Source organism: Klebsiella sp. LTGPAF-6F (assembly GCF_001753185.1).
Lineage (GTDB): Bacteria > Pseudomonadota > Gammaproteobacteria > Enterobacterales > Enterobacteriaceae > Klebsiella > Klebsiella michiganensis.
The window spans coordinates 2377899-2397694 of sequence record NZ_CP017450.1; the positions used below are offsets into that span (position 1 = coordinate 2377899).

Annotated in this window: 20 protein-coding genes and 1 pseudogene; 12 read left to right on the forward strand and 9 right to left on the reverse strand. The window is 57.8% G+C overall.

The genetic code is table 11. The annotated features are described in order from the left end of the window. Positions 1-2: 2 nt before the first annotated feature. From hpxU to hpxK, 7 genes are all read left to right on the forward strand, one after another. On the forward strand, positions 3-842 hold the full coding sequence (hpxU, locus tag BJF97_RS11075; protein ID WP_004849708.1) for a MurR/RpiR family transcriptional regulator HpxU: 840 nt from the start codon (positions 3-5) through the stop codon (positions 840-842). A 214-nt stretch (positions 843-1056) separates the two neighbouring features. Beyond that, entirely contained in the window at positions 1057-1842 is a 786-nt protein-coding gene (locus BJF97_RS11080) for a transporter substrate-binding domain-containing protein (protein ID WP_014838043.1), read from the forward strand. 9 nt (positions 1843-1851) lie between these two features. After that, a complete protein-coding gene (locus BJF97_RS11085; protein ID WP_014228770.1) occupies positions 1852-2517 on the forward strand; it encodes an amino acid ABC transporter permease in 666 nt (221 codons plus the stop codon). Continuing rightward, positions 2517-3173, forward strand: a complete 657-nt coding sequence (locus BJF97_RS11090) for an amino acid ABC transporter permease (protein WP_014228771.1) — start codon at positions 2517-2519, stop codon at positions 3171-3173. The genes BJF97_RS11085 and BJF97_RS11090 overlap by 1 nt, the downstream gene beginning before the upstream one ends. Beyond that, on the forward strand, positions 3154-3894 hold the full coding sequence (locus BJF97_RS11095; protein ID WP_014228772.1) for an amino acid ABC transporter ATP-binding protein: 741 nt from the start codon (positions 3154-3156) through the stop codon (positions 3892-3894). Before BJF97_RS11090 ends, BJF97_RS11095 begins: the two co-directional genes overlap by 20 nt. A 10-nt stretch (positions 3895-3904) precedes the next feature. Further along, the gene (locus BJF97_RS11100) at positions 3905-5146 is read left to right on the forward strand and encodes a pyridoxal-phosphate-dependent aminotransferase family protein (protein ID WP_032693401.1); all 1242 of its coding nucleotides are present in this window, start codon (positions 3905-3907) and stop codon (positions 5144-5146) included. Beyond that, positions 5143-6405, forward strand: a complete 1263-nt coding sequence (gene hpxK, locus BJF97_RS11105) for an allantoate amidohydrolase (protein ID WP_032693402.1) — start codon at positions 5143-5145, stop codon at positions 6403-6405. Before BJF97_RS11100 ends, hpxK begins: the two co-directional genes overlap by 4 nt. A 65-nt stretch (positions 6406-6470) precedes the next feature. Here hpxK and BJF97_RS11110 read toward each other — a convergent pair whose 3' ends face one another. Further along, the gene (locus tag BJF97_RS11110; protein ID WP_032693403.1) at positions 6471-8180 is read right to left on the reverse strand and encodes a pectate lyase; all 1710 of its coding nucleotides are present in this window, start codon (positions 8178-8180) and stop codon (positions 6471-6473) included. A 68-nt stretch (positions 8181-8248) separates the two neighbouring features. Then, entirely contained in the window at positions 8249-8950 is a 702-nt protein-coding gene (locus tag BJF97_RS11115) for an oligogalacturonate-specific porin KdgM family protein (protein ID WP_014228776.1), read from the reverse strand. A gap of 692 nt (positions 8951-9642) precedes the next feature. Between BJF97_RS11115 and BJF97_RS11120 the strand changes: the two genes are divergently transcribed. Both BJF97_RS11120 and BJF97_RS11125 read left to right on the forward strand, forming a co-directional pair. Continuing rightward, a complete protein-coding gene (locus tag BJF97_RS11120) occupies positions 9643-10179 on the forward strand; it encodes a helix-turn-helix transcriptional regulator (protein WP_014228777.1) in 537 nt (178 codons plus the stop codon). A 76-nt stretch (positions 10180-10255) separates the two neighbouring features. Next, positions 10256-10570 carry a chorismate mutase gene (locus tag BJF97_RS11125; protein ID WP_014228778.1) on the forward strand — a complete coding sequence of 105 codons (315 nt, stop codon included), beginning with the start codon at positions 10256-10258 and terminating at the stop codon, positions 10568-10570. Between the two features lie 71 nt (positions 10571-10641). Here BJF97_RS11125 and BJF97_RS32425 read toward each other — a convergent pair. After that, positions 10642-10785: pseudogene (locus BJF97_RS32425) on the reverse strand (DUF2938 family protein); the annotation flags it as partial. 110 nt (positions 10786-10895) lie between these two features. On the opposite strand from BJF97_RS32425, the gene BJF97_RS11130 reads away from it, so the two are divergent. Further along, complete coding sequence (locus BJF97_RS11130; protein ID WP_032693404.1) at positions 10896-11210, forward strand: hypothetical protein; 315 nt, start codon at positions 10896-10898, stop codon at positions 11208-11210. A 132-nt stretch (positions 11211-11342) separates the two neighbouring features. Continuing rightward, entirely contained in the window at positions 11343-12245 is a 903-nt protein-coding gene (locus BJF97_RS11135; RefSeq protein WP_014228780.1) for a GGDEF domain-containing protein, read from the forward strand. Position 12246: 1 nt separating this feature from the next. On the opposite strand, the gene BJF97_RS11140 is transcribed toward BJF97_RS11135, so the two are convergent. Then, the gene (locus tag BJF97_RS11140; protein WP_025106241.1) at positions 12247-13080 is read right to left on the reverse strand and encodes a helix-turn-helix transcriptional regulator; all 834 of its coding nucleotides are present in this window, start codon (positions 13078-13080) and stop codon (positions 12247-12249) included. Between the two features lie 252 nt (positions 13081-13332). On the opposite strand from BJF97_RS11140, the gene BJF97_RS11145 reads away from it, so the two are divergent. Continuing rightward, complete coding sequence (locus BJF97_RS11145) at positions 13333-14100, forward strand: phytanoyl-CoA dioxygenase family protein (RefSeq protein ID WP_004849740.1); 768 nt, start codon at positions 13333-13335, stop codon at positions 14098-14100. 708 nt (positions 14101-14808) lie between these two features. On the opposite strand, the gene BJF97_RS11150 is transcribed toward BJF97_RS11145, so the two are convergent. From BJF97_RS11150 to BJF97_RS11170, 5 genes are read right to left on the reverse strand one after another with little or no spacing between them, the layout of a single operon-like run. Then, positions 14809-15150: a PTS fructose-like transporter subunit IIB gene (locus BJF97_RS11150; RefSeq protein WP_004849743.1), complete on the reverse strand. Its 342-nt coding sequence runs from the start codon at positions 15148-15150 to the stop codon at positions 14809-14811. A 15-nt stretch (positions 15151-15165) separates the two neighbouring features. Continuing rightward, positions 15166-16041, reverse strand: a complete 876-nt coding sequence (locus BJF97_RS11155) for a [formate-C-acetyltransferase]-activating enzyme (protein WP_014228783.1) — start codon at positions 16039-16041, stop codon at positions 15166-15168. Further along, a complete protein-coding gene (locus BJF97_RS11160) occupies positions 16007-18304 on the reverse strand; it encodes a formate C-acetyltransferase (RefSeq protein ID WP_070082903.1) in 2298 nt (765 codons plus the stop codon). The genes BJF97_RS11155 and BJF97_RS11160 overlap by 35 nt, the downstream gene beginning before the upstream one ends. A 51-nt stretch (positions 18305-18355) precedes the next feature. Beyond that, positions 18356-18676 carry a PTS fructose-like transporter subunit IIB gene (locus BJF97_RS11165; protein ID WP_032693406.1) on the reverse strand — a complete coding sequence of 107 codons (321 nt, stop codon included), beginning with the start codon at positions 18674-18676 and terminating at the stop codon, positions 18356-18358. 20 nt (positions 18677-18696) lie between these two features. Beyond that, positions 18697-19773, reverse strand: coding sequence for a PTS fructose transporter subunit EIIC (locus tag BJF97_RS11170; protein ID WP_004131253.1), 1077 nt, complete (start codon positions 19771-19773; stop codon positions 18697-18699). Positions 19774-19796: the final 23 nt, after the last annotated feature.

Genomic DNA, 19796 nt, shown 5'->3' on the forward strand with positions numbered 1-19796 from the left:
TTATGCAACAGCTTGATGAACGACTGAAAGAGCAGTACCCGTCATTATCACCCCAAGAGCAGCGGGTGGCGGATTTTATTTTCGATCATTTTGATGACCTGATTAGCTACAACAGCGCCGAGCTGGCGCAGCTGAGCGGCGTATCGAAAGCCACGGTCAGCCGTCTGTTCAAGCGCCTGGGCTATGAAAAATATAAAGATATGCGCGATGAGCTGCGCACCCTGCGCCAGAGCGGAATGCCGCTGACCGATAATCGCGATGCGGTGCAGGGCAACACGCTGCTGGCGCGCCACTATAAACAGGAGATGGCCAACCTGACCCAGTGGGTTAACGCCCTTGATGTCCAGCAGTTCGCCGAGGCGATTCAGGCGCTGGTGAGCGCCCGGCGTATCGTGATTATCGGCATGCGCAATGCTTATCCGGCGGCGCTGCATCTGCGCCAGCAGCTCCTGCAGGCGCGCGGGCAGGTGCTGGTGCTGCCGCAGCCGGGACAAAGCTTAAGCGAAGAGCTGGTGGATTTAACCGCCGACGATCTGGTGGTGGTGATGGCGTTCCGCCGCCGCCCGCGAATTATTCGCCCGCTGCTGCAGCAGCTGCAGAGCAGCGGCATTCCGGCGCTGCTGATGTGCGAGCCGCAGGCCCACGGCCTGTTTCCGCTGGCGCGCTGGCGGCTCTGCGCGCCGCTGGATAGCGTATCGGCCTACGACAGCTACGCCTCGGTCAATAGCCTGATCAATCTGCTGTCGAACGCCTTTCTGCACGAAATTCTCGATAAAGGCCGCCCGCGCATTCACGACATCGCCACCCTTTATCAGCAGCTGGACGAGCTGGAACAACGATAATGGGGCGCCAGCGTGGTGCTTTGCATGGTTTTGGTGCGATAAAATAATGGGGGAACGCGCGGTCGTTCCCTCTTAATTCCTCAATTTCCCTTGTTTTACGTTCGCTTAGCCAAGCGGCGGGCTAACCCGATGCGCGGCGCTTTATCTGGCACATTAGTTGCAAAAGTGACTTCAAAGAATCTTTTGTTTCATGCTAACGTAACGGGTAAACATCATGAAGAAACTGTTGATCGCACTGGCCGGGGCCGCTTGTCTGTTAACCAACCTCCCGGCGGCGAAAGCTGACCAGCTCCAGGATATTGAAAAGCGCGGCACGATCCGCATTGCGGTGCCGCAGGATTTCCCGCCGTTTGGCTCGGTGGGTACCGACCTTCAGCCGCAGGGCTACGACATCGATATGGCGCGCTATCTCGCCAAAGAGATGAAGCTCAAGCTGCAGCTGGTGCCGGTGACCAGCGCCAACCGCGTGCCTTATCTGCAAACCGATAAGGTGGACCTGGTGATTTCCAGCCTCGGTAAAAACGCCGAGCGCGAAAAGGTGATCGACTTTAGCCGCGCCTATGCGCCGTTCTTCCTCGGCGTGTTTGGCCCGAAAGGCGCGGAGCTGAAAGACCCGGCGGCGCTGAGCGGTAAAAGCGTGGGCGTGACCCGCGGCGCGGTGGAAGATATGGTGCTGACCAGCGTGGCGCCGAAAGAGGCGCAGATTAAGCGCTACGAAGATAACAACACCACGCTGTCGGCCTATTTATCTGGCCAGGTGCAGTATGTGGCCACCGGCAACCTGGTGGTGGCGGCCATCTCCCGGCAGAACGCTGACAAGGCCCCGGTGCCGAGCTTTATGCTGAAGGATTCGCCGTGCTTTATCGGCCTGAAAAAGAACCAACCGGCCCTGAAGGCGAAAGTGGATGCGCTGATTGAGCAGGGCGTAAAAGACGGCACCCTGAACGGTTTGTCTGAGAAGTGGCTGAAAGCGCCGCTGCCTGCCAGCCTCGGCGCGTAAGGTCCGGGCATGACGGAGCAACTTCATTTTTCTGCGCTCTGGCCGCACTGGCCGGAGCTGCTGGCGGGGCTGTGGGTGACCATTCAGCTGACGGTGCTGGCGACGATAGGTGGCCTGACGATTGGCATCTTCGGCGCCGCCATCCGCAGCGGGCGTCCCACGTGGTTCAGCCGGATTTGGGGCGGGTATGTCGAACTGATTCGCAACACGCCGTTTGTGGTACAGCTGTTTTTTATCGTCTTCGGCTTACCGAATCTGGGGCTGAAGATGACGGCGGGCGAGGCCGCGCTGCTGGCGATGGTGGTCAATCTTGGGGCCTACAGTACCGAGATCGTACGCGCCGGGATTCAGGTGACGCCGAAAGGTCAGTGGGAAGCGGGGCGCGTACTGGGGCTGACCCGGACGCAGACCTTTATTCAGGTCATTCTGCCGCCCGCGCTGCAGCGCATTTATCCGGCGCTGGTGAGCCAGTGCATCATCGTCATGCTCGGTTCGTCGGTGGTGTCGCAGGTCTCTTATGAAGAGCTGACCTTTGCCGCTAACCTGATTCAGTCGCGCACCTTCCTCAGTTTTGAGGTCTATCTGGTGACGACGGGGATTTATTTAGCGCTGTCGATAACGATGCGTCAGCTGCTGATGGCGGCGGGACGTAAATGGCTGGGGGTGCAGGCATGATGACCACCTTTACCGATTGGGACATTGTCCGCAATCTGCTGCTGGCCGGGCGCTGGACGGTGCTGCTGTCGCTGGTGGCGTTTCTCGGCGGCGCGCTGGTCACGCTGCCGCTCCTGCTGCTGCGCATGACCGGCGGGCGTCAGGTAAAACGCCTGATCCGCGGCTATGTCGAACTGTTTCAGGGGACGCCGCTGCTGATGCAGCTGTTTCTCGCCTTTTTCGGCGTGGCGCTGTTCGGCATCGACGTTTCGGCGTGGACCGCGGCGTCGCTGGCGCTGACGCTGTATACCAGCGCCTTTTTGCTCGATATCTGGTTTGGCAGCATCCGCGCCCTGCCAAAAGGGCAGTGGGAAGCCTCGCGCTGTCTGGGGCTGAGCTTTGGCCAGACGCTGTATCGGGTCGTCGCCCCGCAGGCGCTGCGGATCGCCATCGCCCCGACGGTGGGGTTTGCCGTGCAGGTGATCAAGGGTACCGCGCTGGCGTCGATTATCGGCTTCGTCGAGCTGACCAAAGCGGGAACAATGCTGACCAACGTGACGTATCAGCCGTTTAAAGTCTTTGCGCTGGTGGCGCTGGGCTATTTCATTCTGTGTTACCCGCTGTCCCGCTACAGCCGTCATCTGGAGAACAAATTCAATGCCTCTCATCACCATTAATCAGATGCAGAAGTACTACGGCGATAACCACGTGCTCAAGGGCGTCGATCTGGATATCGATATGGGCGAAGTGATCTCGATTATCGGCCGCAGCGGGTCGGGCAAAAGCACGCTGCTGCGCTGTATCAACGGCCTGGAAGGCTATCAGGAAGGCAGCATTAAGCTCGGCGGGATGACCATTACCGACCGCGACTCGCAGGCGCGGGAGATCAGCCGCTCTATCGGCATGGTGTTCCAGAGTTTTAACCTGTTTCCGCATATGACGGCGCTGGAAAATGTGATGCTGGCGCCGCGTCGGGTGCTGAAGAAGAGCGCCGCCGAGTGCCGTGAACTGGCCCAGCGGATGCTGGAAAAGGTCGGATTGGGCGACCGGCTCGATTACTACCCGTCGAGTCTCTCCGGCGGCCAGCAGCAGCGCGTGGCGATTGCCCGCGCGCTGGCGATGTCGCCAAAAGTTTTACTCTGTGACGAGATCACCTCGGCGCTGGATCCGGAGCTGGTTGGCGAAGTGCTTAAGGTGCTGGAGCAGCTGGCGGCGGAGGGCATGACGCTGATTCTCGTGACCCATGAAATGAATTTTGCCCGCGAAGTGGGCGACCGCGTCGTGTTTATGCATCAGGGACGCGTCTGGGAGCAGGGCGACAGCAAAACGCTGTTCGCCAACCCGCAGACCAGCGAACTGAAGCAGTTTATTTCCTCCGTGCGCGGCCTCAATCAATAAGGACTTAAAGATGGATATCACTCAGTTTCCGCAACTCAATCCGCCGTCGCGCCTGCTGATGGGGCCCGGCCCGATTAACGCCGACCCGCGCGTGCTGCGCGCCATGTCGAGCCAGCTGATCGGCCAGTACGACCCGGCGATGACCCACTATATGAACGAAGTGATGGCGCTGTACCGCGGCGTATTTCGTACCGAAAACCGCTGGACGATGCTGGTGGACGGAACCTCAAGGGCCGGGATTGAGGCGATCCTGGTTTCGGCTATTCGGCCGGGGGACAAGGTGCTGGTGCCGGTGTTTGGCCGCTTCGGCCATCTGCTGTGCGAAATCGCCCGCCGCTGCCGGGCGGAAGTGCACACCATTGAAGTGCCCTGGGGTGAGGTGTTTACCCCGGACCAGGTGGAGGATGCCATCAAACGTATTCGTCCGCGCCTGCTGCTGACGGTGCAGGGCGACACCTCCACCACGATGCTGCAGCCGCTGGCGGAGCTGGGGGATATCTGCCGCCGCTATGACGTACTGTTTTACACCGACGCCACCGCTTCGCTGGGCGGTAACCCGCTGGAAACCGACGCCTGGGGGCTGGATGCGGTCTCGGCCGGGATGCAGAAGTGCCTCGGCGGCCCGTCCGGCACCTCGCCGATTACCCTCAGCGCGCGCATGGAAGAGGCGATTCGCCGCCGCAAATGCGTGGAAGAGGGGATTCGCACCGATGCCCACCGCGACGGCGACGAGGAGATGATCTACTCCAACTATTTCGATCTCGGCATGGTGATGGACTACTGGGGGCCGGAGCGCCTTAACCATCATACCGAGGCCACTACCGCGCTGTTCGGCGCCCGCGAATGCGCACGGCTGATCCTCCAGGAGGGGCTGGATAACGGCATTGCCCGCCATAAGCTGCACGGCGACGCGCTGGTCAAAGGCATTCAGGCGATGGGGCTGGAGACCTTCGGCGACCTGAAACATAAGATGAACAACGTGCTTGGCGTCGTTATCCCGCAGGGTATCAACGGCGACCAGGCGCGCAAGCTGATGCTGGAAGATTTCGGTATTGAAATCGGTACCTCGTTCGGCCCGCTGCACGGCAAAGTGTGGCGGATCGGCACCATGGGGTACAACGCGCGTAAAGACTGCGTGATGACCACGCTCAGCGCGCTGGAGTCGGTGCTGAACTTTCTCAAATTCCCCACCACTCAGGGCGCGGCGATGCAGGCCGCGTGGGATCACTATCGCAGCGAGAGCGCCCAATGAGTCCAGCACAACGCCAGCAGGCGGAAATGCAGCAGGCCGCGGCGCGGGTGATGGCCCGCGCCGATGAGCTGGCCGCGATCAGCGAAACGCCGGATGCCCTGACCCGGGTTTATCTCTCCCCACAGCATCTCGAGGCCAACCAGCGGGCGGCGCGGTGGATGACCCAGGCCGGAATGACCGTCTGGCAGGACAGCGTCGGCAATATTTGCGGCCGCTACGAGGGAGAGCAGGAGGGAGCGCCCGCCATCCTGCTGGGGTCGCACCTTGATACGGTGCGCAACGCCGGGCGCTACGACGGGATGCTCGGCGTCCTGGCGGCGATCGAAGTGGTGCACGGTCTGCATCAACAGGGGCGGAGGCTGAAACAGGCCATTGAGATTGTCGGCTTTTGCGATGAAGAGGGGACGCGATTCGGTATTACGCTGCTCGGCAGCCGCGGGATAACCGGTACCTGGCCCGAGAGCTGGCTGGCGCAGACCGATGCCGACGGTGTCAGCGTGGCGCAGGCGATGGTGCTGGCGGGGCTGGATCCGGCGCGCATTCATCTTGCCGCCCGCCGCCCGGAGGAGATTGCCGCCTACCTGGAACTGCATATCGAGCAGGGGCCGTGCCTCGAGCAGGAAGGGCTGGCGCTGGGGGTGGTCGAGGCGATCAACGGCGCGCGTCGCCTGAACTGCCGCTTTACCGGCGAGGCGGGACACGCCGGGACCGTGCCGATGAGTCATCGGAAAGATGCGCTGGCCGCCGCCGCCGAGTGGATGGTGCGGGTAGAGACCCTGACCCGCGAGCAGGGCGGAAACCGGGTCGCCACGGTGGGTACGCTGCGCTGCGCGCCCGGCGCGGTTAACGTGATACCCGGCGACGTTACGCTGACCCTGGATATTCGCGGGCCGCACGACCAGCCGCTGGATGCGCTGCTGGATACGCTGCTGAAGGAGGCGCAGGCCATTGCCTCTCGTCGCCAGCTGCGGTTCAGTGCCGAAGAGTTTTACCGTATTGCCGCCACCGCCTGCGATAGCGGATTGCAGCAGGTATTGAGCGAGGCGGTGCAGGCGGTGCAGGGGCGTTCGTTGACGCTGCCGAGCGGCGCCGGGCATGATGCCATCGCCATTGCCGAACGCTGGCCGTCAGCGATGCTATTTGTGCGCTGCAAAGGCGGCATCAGCCATCATCCCGCGGAGTCGGTCACCGCCGACGATGTGGCGCTGGCGATAGCGGCCTATTCGCGCGCGGTGTCGGCGCTGGATGCCGGGAAGTAGCGGCTATCGTTTCGCTTCTGGTAAACCGGGCATAGCGCAACCCCCCACCACGGTGGGGGCCTGTTTTATCTTTTGCCGTTCGGTTTAAGCTGTTCGCCGGGTCTGAGCCTGAACAGCTCGTCATCTCGCGTGGAGTAGCGAACCGTCCCGTCAGCCAGCCGATAAGCACCCTCGGTGAATCCCGCGCCGTTCAGGAACGGCGCCACCGCGTCCGGCGTGTTGCGGAAGGCGGCTTCCAGGGCGAGAAGCGCATAGGGGGCAATACTATCGATACTGGCATATTCGGCCTCAGGGTCATCGACAAAAAAGCCGTTGAGGCGCTGCTTGTTGATGATGTTCGCGCCGATGCGATCCGCCAGCGTCAAATAGTCCTGCTGCCCGGTAGCCTGCCACAGGTCGATAAGCGCGAAAATCGCATACGGCTGATGGTTCTCCGTTTGGTTATTCAGCCTGCGGTTTGCGCCGCCGGGTTCACCGATATCGCCTAAACCCTGGCCTTTCGCGATGCCGCGGGCGACTTTCCAGATGGCACGATCCGGTTCAAGCGTCCAGGCGCGGGCGTAGGAGAGAAGAAATTCATTTCCCGCCGGATAGGCTTTGAGCACCGTGCCTTTTTTCCCATAATAGCCATCGCGTTTTAACGCATAGCCGGAGAGATCCGTGCCGTTGGCCAGCATCGGGCGGAAGGTATTGTTCTGCTCATCGTAAGCGTAGGTCGCGAAGGCTTTGAGGCCATCAAGGGTCCATTTTTTGAGATCGTCACCGTCTTTGCCGAGCGATTTTGCCAGGGCAAGCTGCATCAGCGCATTTTCTGAGTAGAGCGTGCTGGTCCGGCCCTTCAGCAGCATATTGCCCTCCAGCGCGTCCGGGCCCAGTTCGGGGCCAAACTGCCGCTGCGCGCGGTCGCCGTATTTCGAATGCGTGTCGCTGTCATCGGTGGTGTCGGCGCGTTTTAGCGGTTGGGTAAACTGGTAGACGCCCAGTCCGGTCTTCTTATCTCGCGGCAGAACGTACTGTTCGGCCAGACGCTTCGCCCACGTCAGCGCGCCAGCGTCACCATCGTATTGATAGAGCAGCGATGCGGAGTAGATAAGGTCGTTGCCGGCATTGAGAAAGCTCAGGCCTTTGGTGGCGAAAAAGGGCGGCTGTTGGACAAAATCACTTTGCCAGAGCGCGCCCATCGGTTTGCCGTACTCCCCGTGACGGCTGGTTTCCAGCGTTTTCCAGTCGTAAACATGAGCGTTCCAGAAAGCCTTGATAAAGCGCGCGGTGGCCTTGTCATCGACGGCAAACATCATGTCGTAATAGGGATACGCGTTCTTAAGTTCATGGACCATCTCCTTTTCGCTCGGGCCTTGAGGCTGCAGCGTTTTCAAATCAACAAAGCGATGGCCTCCCCACAGCAGTAGCCCGCTGGCGTCCTGATAGTGGTCAAAGTAATAGCGAATATTTTCCGCGACCCGCTGCTTATATTTTGCTTCGCCGGTCAGGTTGCTTAACCCTACCAGCACCCGCATCAAGTTTTGCTGGGCCGAGAAGTTCGACAGCACGGTCACTTTACCGTCCGGAAAGACCCATTCCATTTGCTTGCCGGTGCGAGGATCCACGCCATTGGCCAGCAGAGGAGAGTGATGGCCGTACCGATCTCCCGCTTTATCCAGCACGACGTCAGCGAACTGCTTTACGCTGCTCAGGCGCGCGTTCTCCTGGGCGCCAGCACTCAGTGAGAAGAGACTCAGAGCGCCCAATGCCAGGGTGATTTTTGCAATCTTCATTATTATCCTCTTAATGAAAATAAGGGTTTAATAAAACCCTTATTTATTATCTGGCTGACAGGAAGTTATCAGAAGGAGTATTTCACACCAACGCGATAACGCGTTTGGCGTTCATCGGTGGTTTTACTGCCGGAAACGTTGCCGATGGCCATATAAGGAGACCAGTTTTTATCAAATTTATAGGTTAGCTTAAAATCATGGGTCCAGTCATAGCTTTCGTTATCCGCTAAAATAACCCCCGCGGAGTTGGCTTTTTTATAGTCCAGTTCATAATCGAGCTGATAATCTTTGAGGAATTTCCAGGAAAGAACGCTGGTCAGATTATAGCCGTTCTCCGAGGTGTCTTTAGACGTGCCGATATTGCCTGAATTGCGCTTGTAGTAAGGTCGGTAGCGCAATGAGGCGCTGACATCGTCGGTCAGATTCGCTTTACCGCGCAGGTAGGGACGATAGTTGTTTGAGGACGAACTGGTATCCAGAGAGAAGCCGGGCTCAATCTGGAAGGTTTTATTTATTTTATGCACATAGCTCGCCACCACTTCGGTGCCGTTACTCACGGTTTCATCATAGGCTTTATTTTTATCCTGCGAACCTTTCCATTTCCCTTCCAGCGACAGGCCAAAGCCATTGGCAAAACGGTGAGACATCAGCAGTCTGTCTTTATGATTATTGCCGGCTTTGTCATTGGTTTCATGACGATAATCAAATGTCACCGCGTGGGCAGCAATACTGATAAAAGGGATCGTGACTAATAATAAGGAACGAAACATAGGGTGCCTCTACTTTTTTTATTTTCCAAAGGTACAAGAAATTACCTGCCGTAAAGCAGGCAGAACGATACAAATGAAATTATTAGATGGTAGTGTGGTGCCGGGTGCCTCCCGGTGAATCAGGCGCTGACTTCCTGATTCGTCTATAAAAACGAAACGTCGATGAGGGTATTCCTCAATTCAGCATGACCCCGCCGCTTAGGGGGATTCACCACACATTATTCTTTATTCCCTGGTGATGACTAATTAGTACTGTCTGTAATTTTATTGAAAATTACTTTTACACAAAATGAAATGATGTTTTGAGATCGAGATCTGAATATTAAAAATAGAAGATAAATATTTTTTATGTCATTTATAAAGATAATCCTAATGATTTATTATGATTTTAAATCAATGGATTAAGTGGTTTCTTTTGGTTTATTTTTCGTTTTTATTTGCGAATATAAGGGTTTTTTGTGAATTGGCAGTAATCTTATTCCTATATTTTTAAGCGCTCAGTTTGTTAAAACTTAAAAATACTTCGATGGTTTCAATGGTTAAACCGAAGCCAGTACTGCCAATCCCTTTAAGCTAAACGAAAGCTAAACGGAAAAGAGGGCGGTATTGATCTGCCAGACTGACGACATAACACTCTCAGAAAAGCATCCATATGGAAGGATAATAAAAGACGGTAAACTCGGGACTTCAAGATGACTATTCATGGAAAGGATCGTGTATTTATTTCTGGCGTTGAGAATATAGTGCAGGAGCTGAGCGATGGCGCGGATGCCGGGTTAAGCAACTGCGTGTATGTCACCTGCGGGATGGATATCCAGGAGATATATGCTTTGTTCTTTCGCCATCCGCCGGAGCACTACGCCATCTTCATCACCTCTGAGCGCCATTTTGAGACCATCAACCGGCTGTTTCCGGGCCTGTTAAAGCTCTGTTTGTCAGAGAGGTTGACGGTCGAAGAGCTGCGTCAGGCGTTAAAAGTGATGGGCCTGTTATCGGCCCAGAACCAGAGCGTTGCTTATCTGCCCGATACGTTTAATTTTACCCATGCCGAGCAACAGATCATGAGGCTCAGTTTACGCGGCCATTCTCTGGATGATATTGCCCGTATCCGCGGGGTCAGCCCGTCCACGGTCAGCGTCCAGCGTACCCGGCTGATGAAGCGCATGGGAACCAAAAGCCTGCAGGAGCTCTGCTCCCTCTATGCGGCTATGCGTACCAGCGCTTTCTGAATAAACGCAGGGCTGGAATCTGGCGAAATTTGAGATATTATTCTGAGCCATTGTACTAGTTTAAAGGTTCAAAGTGATGACGTTTTCCACCCTTGCCGATGTCAGAAGCCAGATCGATTCGATTGATAGCGAACTGGTTAGCCTGATTGCTCAACGTGCTGAGTGCGTTAAAGCCGCTGCCGCATTCAAAACTGACCACTCCGCCGTTCGTGCTCCCGCGCGCGTGCAGCAGGTTATTGATCGGGTTCGCGAAAAGGCGGCTGCCGCAGGGTTACCCGAAGTGATTATTGAGAAAGTGTATCGGTCCATGATAGACGCCTTTATTGAGTATGAGCTTGAGCAACATAATCAGCTACAGCGGCAAAAAAGTAACGGTGTGTTGGGTGAGTGACCCACACGATATTCTCCTGGCGCGCAGGGTCAGTTAGCCTCATTCTGACTCCCCGACGGGCTGCTAAGCTATTATCCCCACGCTCTGATAGCCAGTGCCGCGCTATAGAGCCCGAATCCCCAGGCCAGATGTGTGAGCACGCTTAGCAAGCGAGCCAGCCACGGGTGAGGTGTTTGCGATGCCGCAATGCCGAAGCCCAATGCGGGCTGAAGTACGCTGCACGCAGCCGGAGCATAGGCATTGTGAAGAGTTTAAAAGGATTGTGGCGAGAGAGCTGAGGCTGGTCAGCTAATTAAGAACCTTATACTTTGACGAGAGCATAATGATGGAAAAAAATTTTACGCCTGAGCAAATCGAAATCATTAATCGCGTGGTTTTTGCGCGTATCGAGCATATGAAAGAGAAAGTGATTGAAACCATTGAGCAGACAGAGCGCGATGCGCACCAGCAGCTGGTGGATTGCGGGATTGATATGACCGATTTCTGTCCGGCTAATCAGCACTTTCTCATGATGACAATCGTCCAGGCGCTGATAGATCGGGTGCACGGGAGCGACAGGGCGCTTGCCCGGAAGATAATAACCATGGAGGCGAAGAGACTGAACGTCAGCGTTAACGTCGAGGCAGATAGTTCGAGATAACCTTAAGGCTGAGTCTGCGGCGGACCAGGAAATCCGCGCCCGTCGCCCGGCATCGCACCTTTACAGTTCGCGCAAACGCTCTGCGCTGTTATGCTAAAAACCCGGCAAGCCGCGCTGTAATGAGACCTGACCATGCCCGAACGCGAAAAAAACATCCATATTCAACCCTGTTCTTCTATCTCTCGAACGCATATTCTTCCGGCACTGCTGGCGATTGTCGCCGTATCGAGCCTGTGCGCGTTCGTCTCGCCGCCGCTGGGGCCGTGGCGCGAAATTTTGACCAATCCAGGGATGTATATCGATCTGCTGGCGCTGCTATTTCTGCTGTTTATGCTCTGGAGTTCGACCAAGGTGCGGATGAACCACGTGGCGGTTAACTGGGTACGCTACGGCCTGCTGCTGTGGATTGCCGGTGGCACTTTCGACCTGATGGACGAAATATTCCACCAGCCGCGCTGGATGGGGTACTACTGCGAAGATCTGCTGCGCCTGTCCGGCATGCTGCTGAGCGCGGTCGGGGTCTACAAAATTATTGAGCGCATCAATCTCCTGTACGTCGACGCGCGTTCGCAATCGCTCAAGGATGAGCTGACCCAGCTGCCCAACCGTCGTTTTTTTATCGACACCATCCGCGAGAAGGAGGGGCGCAGGCTGGCGCTGATGATTGTGGATATCGACTACTTCAAGAAAATTAATGATACCTGGGGTCATCTGGTGGGGGACGAAGTGCTGTTTGCCCTTGGCAAACAGCTGGCGAAGCTTACCAGCGATAAGGTGTTGCCTTCGAGGATTGGCGGAGAAGAGTTTGCCATTATTGTCGATGGCCTGTCGGCGCAGGAAGTGGATGAACTGGCGCAGTCGATTTTGCAAAACGCCCGCGCGATCCTGATCAACCACGATAACCCGCTGTCGATCAGCATTGGCGTAGGTCTGCGCCATAAAGACGAGCCGCAGAACCTGTTTATTAAAAAGGTCGATGACGCGCTCTATAAGGCAAAAAATAACGGCCGCGGACGGGTTGAATGGGCCGCGTGAACTATCCCTGCTGCGCGCTGCGGCAGTGGCGACGATATTCGGAAGGCGAGCGCTCGGTGTAGCGTTTAAACACCCGGCAGAAATAGTTGCTGTCGACAAAACCGCAGTTGTGGGCGATCTCTTTGACCTTAAGATCGTAGCCGCGCAGCAGCTTTTTCGCCTTTTCCAGGCGGACGCTGGTGAGAAACTCATTAAAACCGACGGAGCCGGATTTCTGGAATATATGCGACAGGTAGTTGGGCGTAATATGAAAACGCTTCGCTACCGACTCGCGGGTCAGCGGCTGGGTGAGATGCTCTTCGAGATAATCCTGTACCGCCAGAAACAGATCGCGGCTGCGGCTGACGCGCATCTCCAGCCCGACCAGCTGCTCAAGGCAGTGGCTCAACAGGGCCGCGACCACCAGCCTGGCGGTTACCGGGTCCGGCTGCAGGCAGATTTCATTGAGCGACAGCAGCAGGTAGGAGCCCACGCGCGGTCCGAGGCGGGCGACGTTCTGCTTTTCCGTGCGTAGCTGCTTGCCGTCCCAGTGCTGAACGCAAAACCCGAGCTTCTGGCGACCAAACAGAATGCTTAACGTCGACGCCGGCGCGGTCCATTCCGGCAGCGTCCATTTACCCGCCTGAACGTAGAGCACCTGCGAGGCGGAGAGCATCGTCTCCGACAGCGGCAGCCCGCTCTCCTTAAGCTCACCCTCAAGCACAATTTCCAGCCGTGGAAAGGGCACCTTAAACGCCAGCTCGGGCTCGGAGATATCCGGGTCGGGGAACCTGACGTGCAGATTATCTTTCTGATTTACTAAACGATTTAAAATATCCGCCAGATCGTCAATCATTCCGTATGCCTTAGAAGAGAGCAATTATCCTGTTGATTATAATCTATTTTATCTGCACAGGTTTGTTCTGTATCAGGCGTCTTCGCTAATGATTGCCCTGCAGGAAGGGGGAAAAAGCTGGATTTTGATGGCCATCACACTTTTCCCTGCCGCGTACGCTCGTCCAGTTTTTCGTAGTTTTGCCCTCATGTATTCCCGCCCGCCGCCGATTAGAGTTTGTTTTGTGTTATCGATAAGTTAAGGAATATAAATATGGAACAACAATCTGCGGTTTATCTGGATGCGCTGGGGGCGAACGTTGCGCTGAGCCCGGCAATGAAACAGGAGCTGGATACCCTGGGCTACACCGTTGTGCATAACGTGGTGGACGCGGAGTGGCTGGCGGCGATGCGCGCGCTTATCGACGCCATCGTCGAGAGAGAGGGCGATAATCTGGCGATCGAGCACCACCAGGAAGCGACGGCAACCCGCATCGCTAACCTGATTAACAAAGGCGCGATTTGGGAAAAGGTCTGGTCCCATCCGCTGATTCTCTCCGCCTGTCGGCATGTTTTTCAGGGGGATTTTAAAGTCTCCAGCCTGAACGCGCGGGAAGCGTTGTTCAACGGCGGCCATCAGCCGCTGCATGCGGACTGGAAAAAGCCGCGTCACGATTTTCCGAAAGTGCATCTGGTGAATACCATCTGGGCTATCGATGATCTGAGCGCTGAAAACGGCGCGCCGCGCATTATTCCCGGCACCCATTTGCGTCCGGAGCTGCCGGAAGCGGTGCTGGATGACCCGGAGCTGGCGCATCCTGATGAGGTGGTGTTCGCCGCGCCGGCGGGCAGCGTGATGATTTATAACGCCCACGCCTGGCACGGCGGGACGCGCAACCGCGTCGGCAGCAGAAGGCGCGTGCTGCACGGCTTATATATCGACAGGGCGGATACCGCGCAGCAGGATCAGCAGCGCTGGCTGACGCCGGAAACCGCCAGCCGCCTGACGCCCGCGCAGAAATGGCTGCTGGGGGTGGCGTAAAAATCGCATGGAATTATAGCCCCGGTAAGCGCAGCGCGACCGGGGGAAGTCTGAGCGGGCGCAGTGCTATTTCCCCGGGCCGCGGCGCAAGCGTCTTGCCCGGGCTACAAAACGGCAAACGGCGGTGAACCTGTAGCCCCGGTAAGCGCAGCGCGACCGGGGGAAGTCTGAGCGGGCGCGGTGCTATTTCCCCGGGCCGCGGCGCAAGCGCCTTGCCCGGGCTACAAAACGGCATACGGCGGTGAACCTGTAGCCCCGGTAAGCGCAGCGCGACCGGGGGAAGTCTGAGCGGGCGCGGTGCTATTTCCCCGGGCCGCGGCGCAAGCGCCTTGCCCGGGCGACAAAACGGCAAACGGTGGTGAACCTGTAGCCCCGGTAAGCGCAGCGCGACCGGGGGAAGTCTGAGCGGGCGCGGTGCTATTTCCCCGGGCCGCGGCGCAAGCGCCTTGCCCGGGCTACAAAACGGCAAACGGCGGTGAACCTGTAGCCCCGGTAAGCGCAGCGCGACCGGGGGAAGTCTGAGCGGGCGCGGTGCTATTTCCCCGGGCCGCGGCGCAAGCGCCTTGCCCGGGCTACAAAACGGCAAACGGTGGTGAACCTGTAGCCCCGGTAAGCGCAGCGCGACCGGGGGAAGTCTGAGCAGGGGAAGTGTTATTTCCCCGGGCCGCGGGCAAGCGCCTTGCCCGGGCGGCAAAATCACCGGTGTACTCACGGGATCTCAAGATAAACCACCGGCTTTTTCATAATGCATTTCACCGCGTCGACAATCTGCTGCGGCTGCAGCAGAAAGGTTTTGATGCTGGTCTTAATGGTGCGGATGCCGCTAAAGCGTCCGGCATCGTCAATTTCAATATCCGTCACCAGCAGAACGACATCGGCATGGGCGATATCGTCGGCCATTATTTTGTTCTCCACCCCCAGCGCGCCCTGGGTTTCAATTTTGATATTCCATTTCTCCTGGTGGCCGACTTTTTCCAGCCGCTCGGCCGCCATATAGGTGTGAGCGACGCCGCTGACGCAGGCCGTGACGGCAACGATAGTGAAATCCATAGCATCCTCCTGGCGTTATCCGCCGACGGTCACGCTAAAACCGGCCCGTTCGGCCAGCGTCCTGAATGGCTGAATCTCAGATTCTGCAGGGGCTTTAATCATCGACATCGACCATTTTTTTCCCAGTAAGTGATATTTGGCTTCGCCGTACTGATGGAACGGCAGAAGATGAATTTCCGGCAGCTTAAAGGGGGCCAAAAACGCCAGAATCCGGCGGAAATTCGCTTCATCAAGCGTGAATCCCGGAATCAGCGGCACCCGGGGGATCACGTGAATATGCGCTTCCACCAGACGGGTAAAGTTATCCAGCACCCGCGGCATATTCATCCGCAGCTGCTCGCGGGCCAGCGTTTCATCCATGATTTTTAGATCGAATAGCACTTCATCGCAGGCCTGCGCCAGCGGAAAAAAGCGGCGGTAGGCGGTATCGCCCGCCGTTTCAATCGCCGTTCTGATCCCCCATTCGCGCAGGCGGCGCAGCAGGCGCGCGGCGAATTCGGCCTGCATCAGGACTTCGCCGCCCGACAGGGTCACGCCGCCGCCGGAGGCGCGGAAGAAGACCTCATCCTTCAGCACCTCTTTAAGCAGATTATCGAGGGTGACGTCGCGGCCAATCTGCTGCCACGCGCCGGAAGGGCACTCGACCACGTCCTGCTGGCAGCGGGAGCAGCGCAGGCACTTGCTCTCCCGGCGTACGGTCTGAATTTGCGGCGAGATCGACTCCGGATTGGCGCACCAGGGACAGGTATGCGGGCAGCCTTTAAAAAACACGACGGTGCGGATCCCCTGACCGTCATTCAAAGAGTAGCGCTGGATATTAAAAATGCGCGCCTTATCGGCGCGCGTTTCCAGGACCTCACAGCTGATGCGCGGTGCGGCGGATAATGTCATCCTGAATCTCCTGCGACAGCTCGACGAAAAAGGCGCTGTAGCCCGCAACGCGCACCACCAGGCCGGCAAAATCCTGCGGCCGCTGCTGGGCTTCGCGCAGCGTATCGGCGTTGACCACGTTGAACTGAATATGCTGCAGCTTCAGCCTGGTGAATGCCTGCAGGAAGTCGGCCAGCTTATTGAGGCCGCCGTCGCCGGCAAGGGTCGCCGGGGTGAATTTGACGTTCAGCAGCGTACCGTTGGAGAGCAGAAAGTTATCCAGCTTGCTGACCGACTTAAGCACCGCGGTCGGCCCCTGCACGTCCTGGCCGAGCATCGGCGACAGCCCGCCGTCCGCCAGCTGCTCTCCGGCCAGGCGTCCGTCCGGAGTGGCGCCGACGACCGAGCCGAGCGGCACGTGGGCAGAGACGGTATAGGAGCCCGGCGTAAAGCGACCGCCGCGCGGGTTGCGGTACTGCTCTACCTCTTTGCAGTAGAAGCGCAGCAGATCGGCGCTGATGTTGTCCACTTCGTCAATATCGTTGCCGTATTTCTCGAAGCGGTTGATCAGGCGCGCGCGGATTTTTTCCCCTTCCGGCGTCTGGAAGTTGGCTTTCAGCACCGCGATCAGTTCGGCGAAGCTCAGGCGTTTTTGCTCAAACACCATCCCTTTGAGCGCGTGCAGCGAGTCGCTGAGGTTAGCGATGCCGATGCCCTGCACCCCGGAGAAGTTATAGCGCGCGCCGCCTTCGGTGATATCCTGGCCGTGCTGCACGCAATCCTCAATAAAGGAAGAGAGCAGGGGAACCGGCGCCCAGTCGCGGTGGCCGATATCGCAAATATTGCTGCCTTCGACCATCAGCCTAATGTAATAGCGAATCTTGTCGCGGATCTGGTTGATCAGCCCATCCCAGGTGATGTCAGGGTTACTTTCGTTTTCCAGCATCACGATTTCCATCACCTTCAGCAGGTTGAACATGGCGATATCGTGCAGGCCGTAGGTGCGCCCCGGGATCGATAGCTCAACGCAGCCAACCACCGAGTAATCCCGCGCGTCATCCAGCGAGACGCCGCGATTGAGAAACGCCGGGATCACCACTTCATCATTAAAGATTTGCGGAATACCGGTACCGAGGCGAATGGTTTCGGCGGTTTTGCGCAGGAACGGACGGTCGATCAGCTCGTTGACCCGCACGCCGAGGTTCGGCTGCGGCAGGCGCACGTTCTGGTAGGCGTCGAGGGATAAAAACGACAGGATATTGACCGCGCTGCGTCCAGTCTCGGTCAGACCGCCGAGCAGGGCGGTATAGCCGGTCGGGAAGCCTGCAAAGTAGCGCGCGCTGCTGGTGGAGCGCAGCAGGACAATATCGTTGCACTTCACCCACAGCGACTCCAGCAGCTCCTGAAGAAACTGCGGATCCTGGCCGCGATTCAGCGAAGCCTGATAGTACGGCAGCATGTACTGGTCAAAGCGACCCAGCGAAATGGAGCTGGCGTTGGATTCATACAGCAAAATGATGTTCATATACCAGAAGAGCTGGCAGGCCTGCCAGAAATCTTCCGGACGGTGCACCGCGTTATGGCGGGAGATGTCCGCGATGGTCTCCAGCTCTTTGCGCCGCTGCCCGTCGCCGCAGCCGGCGGCCATGTCATCGGCAAGCGCCGCATAGCGCAGAATATGGCGCTGGGAGGCTTCCAGCAGGATCAGCACCGCCTGATAAAAATTGTTCTGCGGGTGTCGCTGACTCACCGCTTTCATCTCCGCCACCAGCGCGGCGAGGCCGTTTTCCAGCAGGCGAGGGTAGTCGATGATGATATGTCCCTGGCCTTTATCGGTCTGGTTGACGCTAAAAATCTGCGTGCTGACGGCGGCCTTCACTTCATCGGTCATCTGGGCGTTAATGAAATCCTTCATCGAACGATTTTCCCAGTAGGGGAACAGCACTTCGCGGTAGATGCGCTTATCTTCTTCGCTGATGTTGAAGCGGTCCTGCGGGCGGGTCGGGAACTGGTCCAGCTCCTTGAGCAGCCAGTAGGGATCCATTTCCGGCGACATGATCCCGGCGCGCGGCTTGATCGTACGGTTGCCGGCAATCAGTTCATCATCACGAATCGAAATCTGCACATGATCGAGGACCCATGCGGTCGCTTTCGCCCGGCGGATCATTACCGGCTCCCCCTCGGTCTGTTTATGGCTGGCGGTGTAGAGCAGCGCTCGCTCGAGGGAGATTTCGCGCGGGTTGGCGAACAGACGATCTTTTAAGCGTTGAGTGCGATTGGTCATGACAAACTCCATGTTATTTTGCGGGGCGCAGGCCGCGCCCCGTGCATTCAGTCAGGCATTCTGCGAAAGGTGGCCGTCGATTTTGTTCATAATGGCTTCGGCGCGCTTCACGGCGTCGCTGATGTTGACGCGCACGATGGTTTTACCGGCAAAACGCTCTTCAAACTTGATGCCGATATCTTTGGTCAGAATCACCATATCGGCGCTGGCGACGTCTTCTGCGGTCAGCTCGTTCTCAATGCCGATGGAGCCCTGGGTCTCGACTTTGACCTGCCAGCCTTTGGCCTTAGCGGCGCTCTCCAGTGATTCGGCGGCCATATAGGTGTGGGCGACGCCAGACGGGCAAGCGGTAACGGCGATAATTTTGGTCATATAATATTCCTTCCCGTGTCTCAGTTAATTTCGAAATCAAGATCCATCTCGTCATCGGCTTTGGCGTCAGACGTTTTCTTTTTCGCCAGGGCCTTAAGCAGGATGACGCAGGCGGCGCTGACGATGGCGCCAACCGCGAGGCCGGCAATAAATCCGCCTTTACCCTCAACGACCGGCAGAACGATAAGCCCGCCCCAGCCGGCATAGCACTGGGCGCCGAGCAGCGCGGCGGTAACGCAGCCGGCGGCGGCGCCGATCATATTGGCCGGGATAACGCGCAGCGGGTCGGCGGCGGCGAAGGGGATCGCGCCTTCGGTCACGCCAACGCAGCCCATCACCAGCGCGGCCTTACCGGTTTCGCGCTCTTCCGCAGAGAAGTATTTACGTCCAATCAGCGTTGCCAGGCCCATGCCCAGCGGCGGCACGGCGATGCCGACGGCGGCGATGGCCACCACGCTGTAAACGCCCTGGGAAACGCAAATCAGCATGAAGGCGTAGGCGACCTTATTCACCGGACCGCCCATGTCGAAGGCCAGCATCAGGCCCATGATGATGGCGAGAATCACGATGCTGCCTTCGCGCATGCCCTGCAGCCATCCGGTCAGGCTGGCGGTGAGCGCGCCAATCGGCTCGCCGAGGCCCCACATCATGATCCCGGCGGTAATAAAGGTGCCGATAATCGGGATAACGAAGATGGGCATCACCGAGCGCAGCACCTTATGCACCGGGATTTTCTTCAGGTAGTAGACCACCAGCCCGCCAATGATCCCGGCAATCAGCGCGCCGAAGAAACCGGCGCCGAAGCTGTTGCCGACCCAGGCGCCGATGGCGCAGGGAGCCAGCGCCGCGCGGTCGGAGATGGAGTAGCCGATATAGGCCGCCAGAAACGGCACCATTAGCGTCAGGCCGGCCACGCCGATATCAAACAGTTTTTTCAGGTTAGGGTCGGTGGCGGCATCGGGCACAGCGCCCTTGCCGTACAACATGACGGAGACTGCCAGCAAGATCCCACCGGACACGACAAACGGGATCATATGTGAAACCCCGGTCATGAGGTGCTGGCGGGTATTTTTTAATATTTGCACCAGTTCATTCATTGTTATTCTCCTGAGCGCTGCGT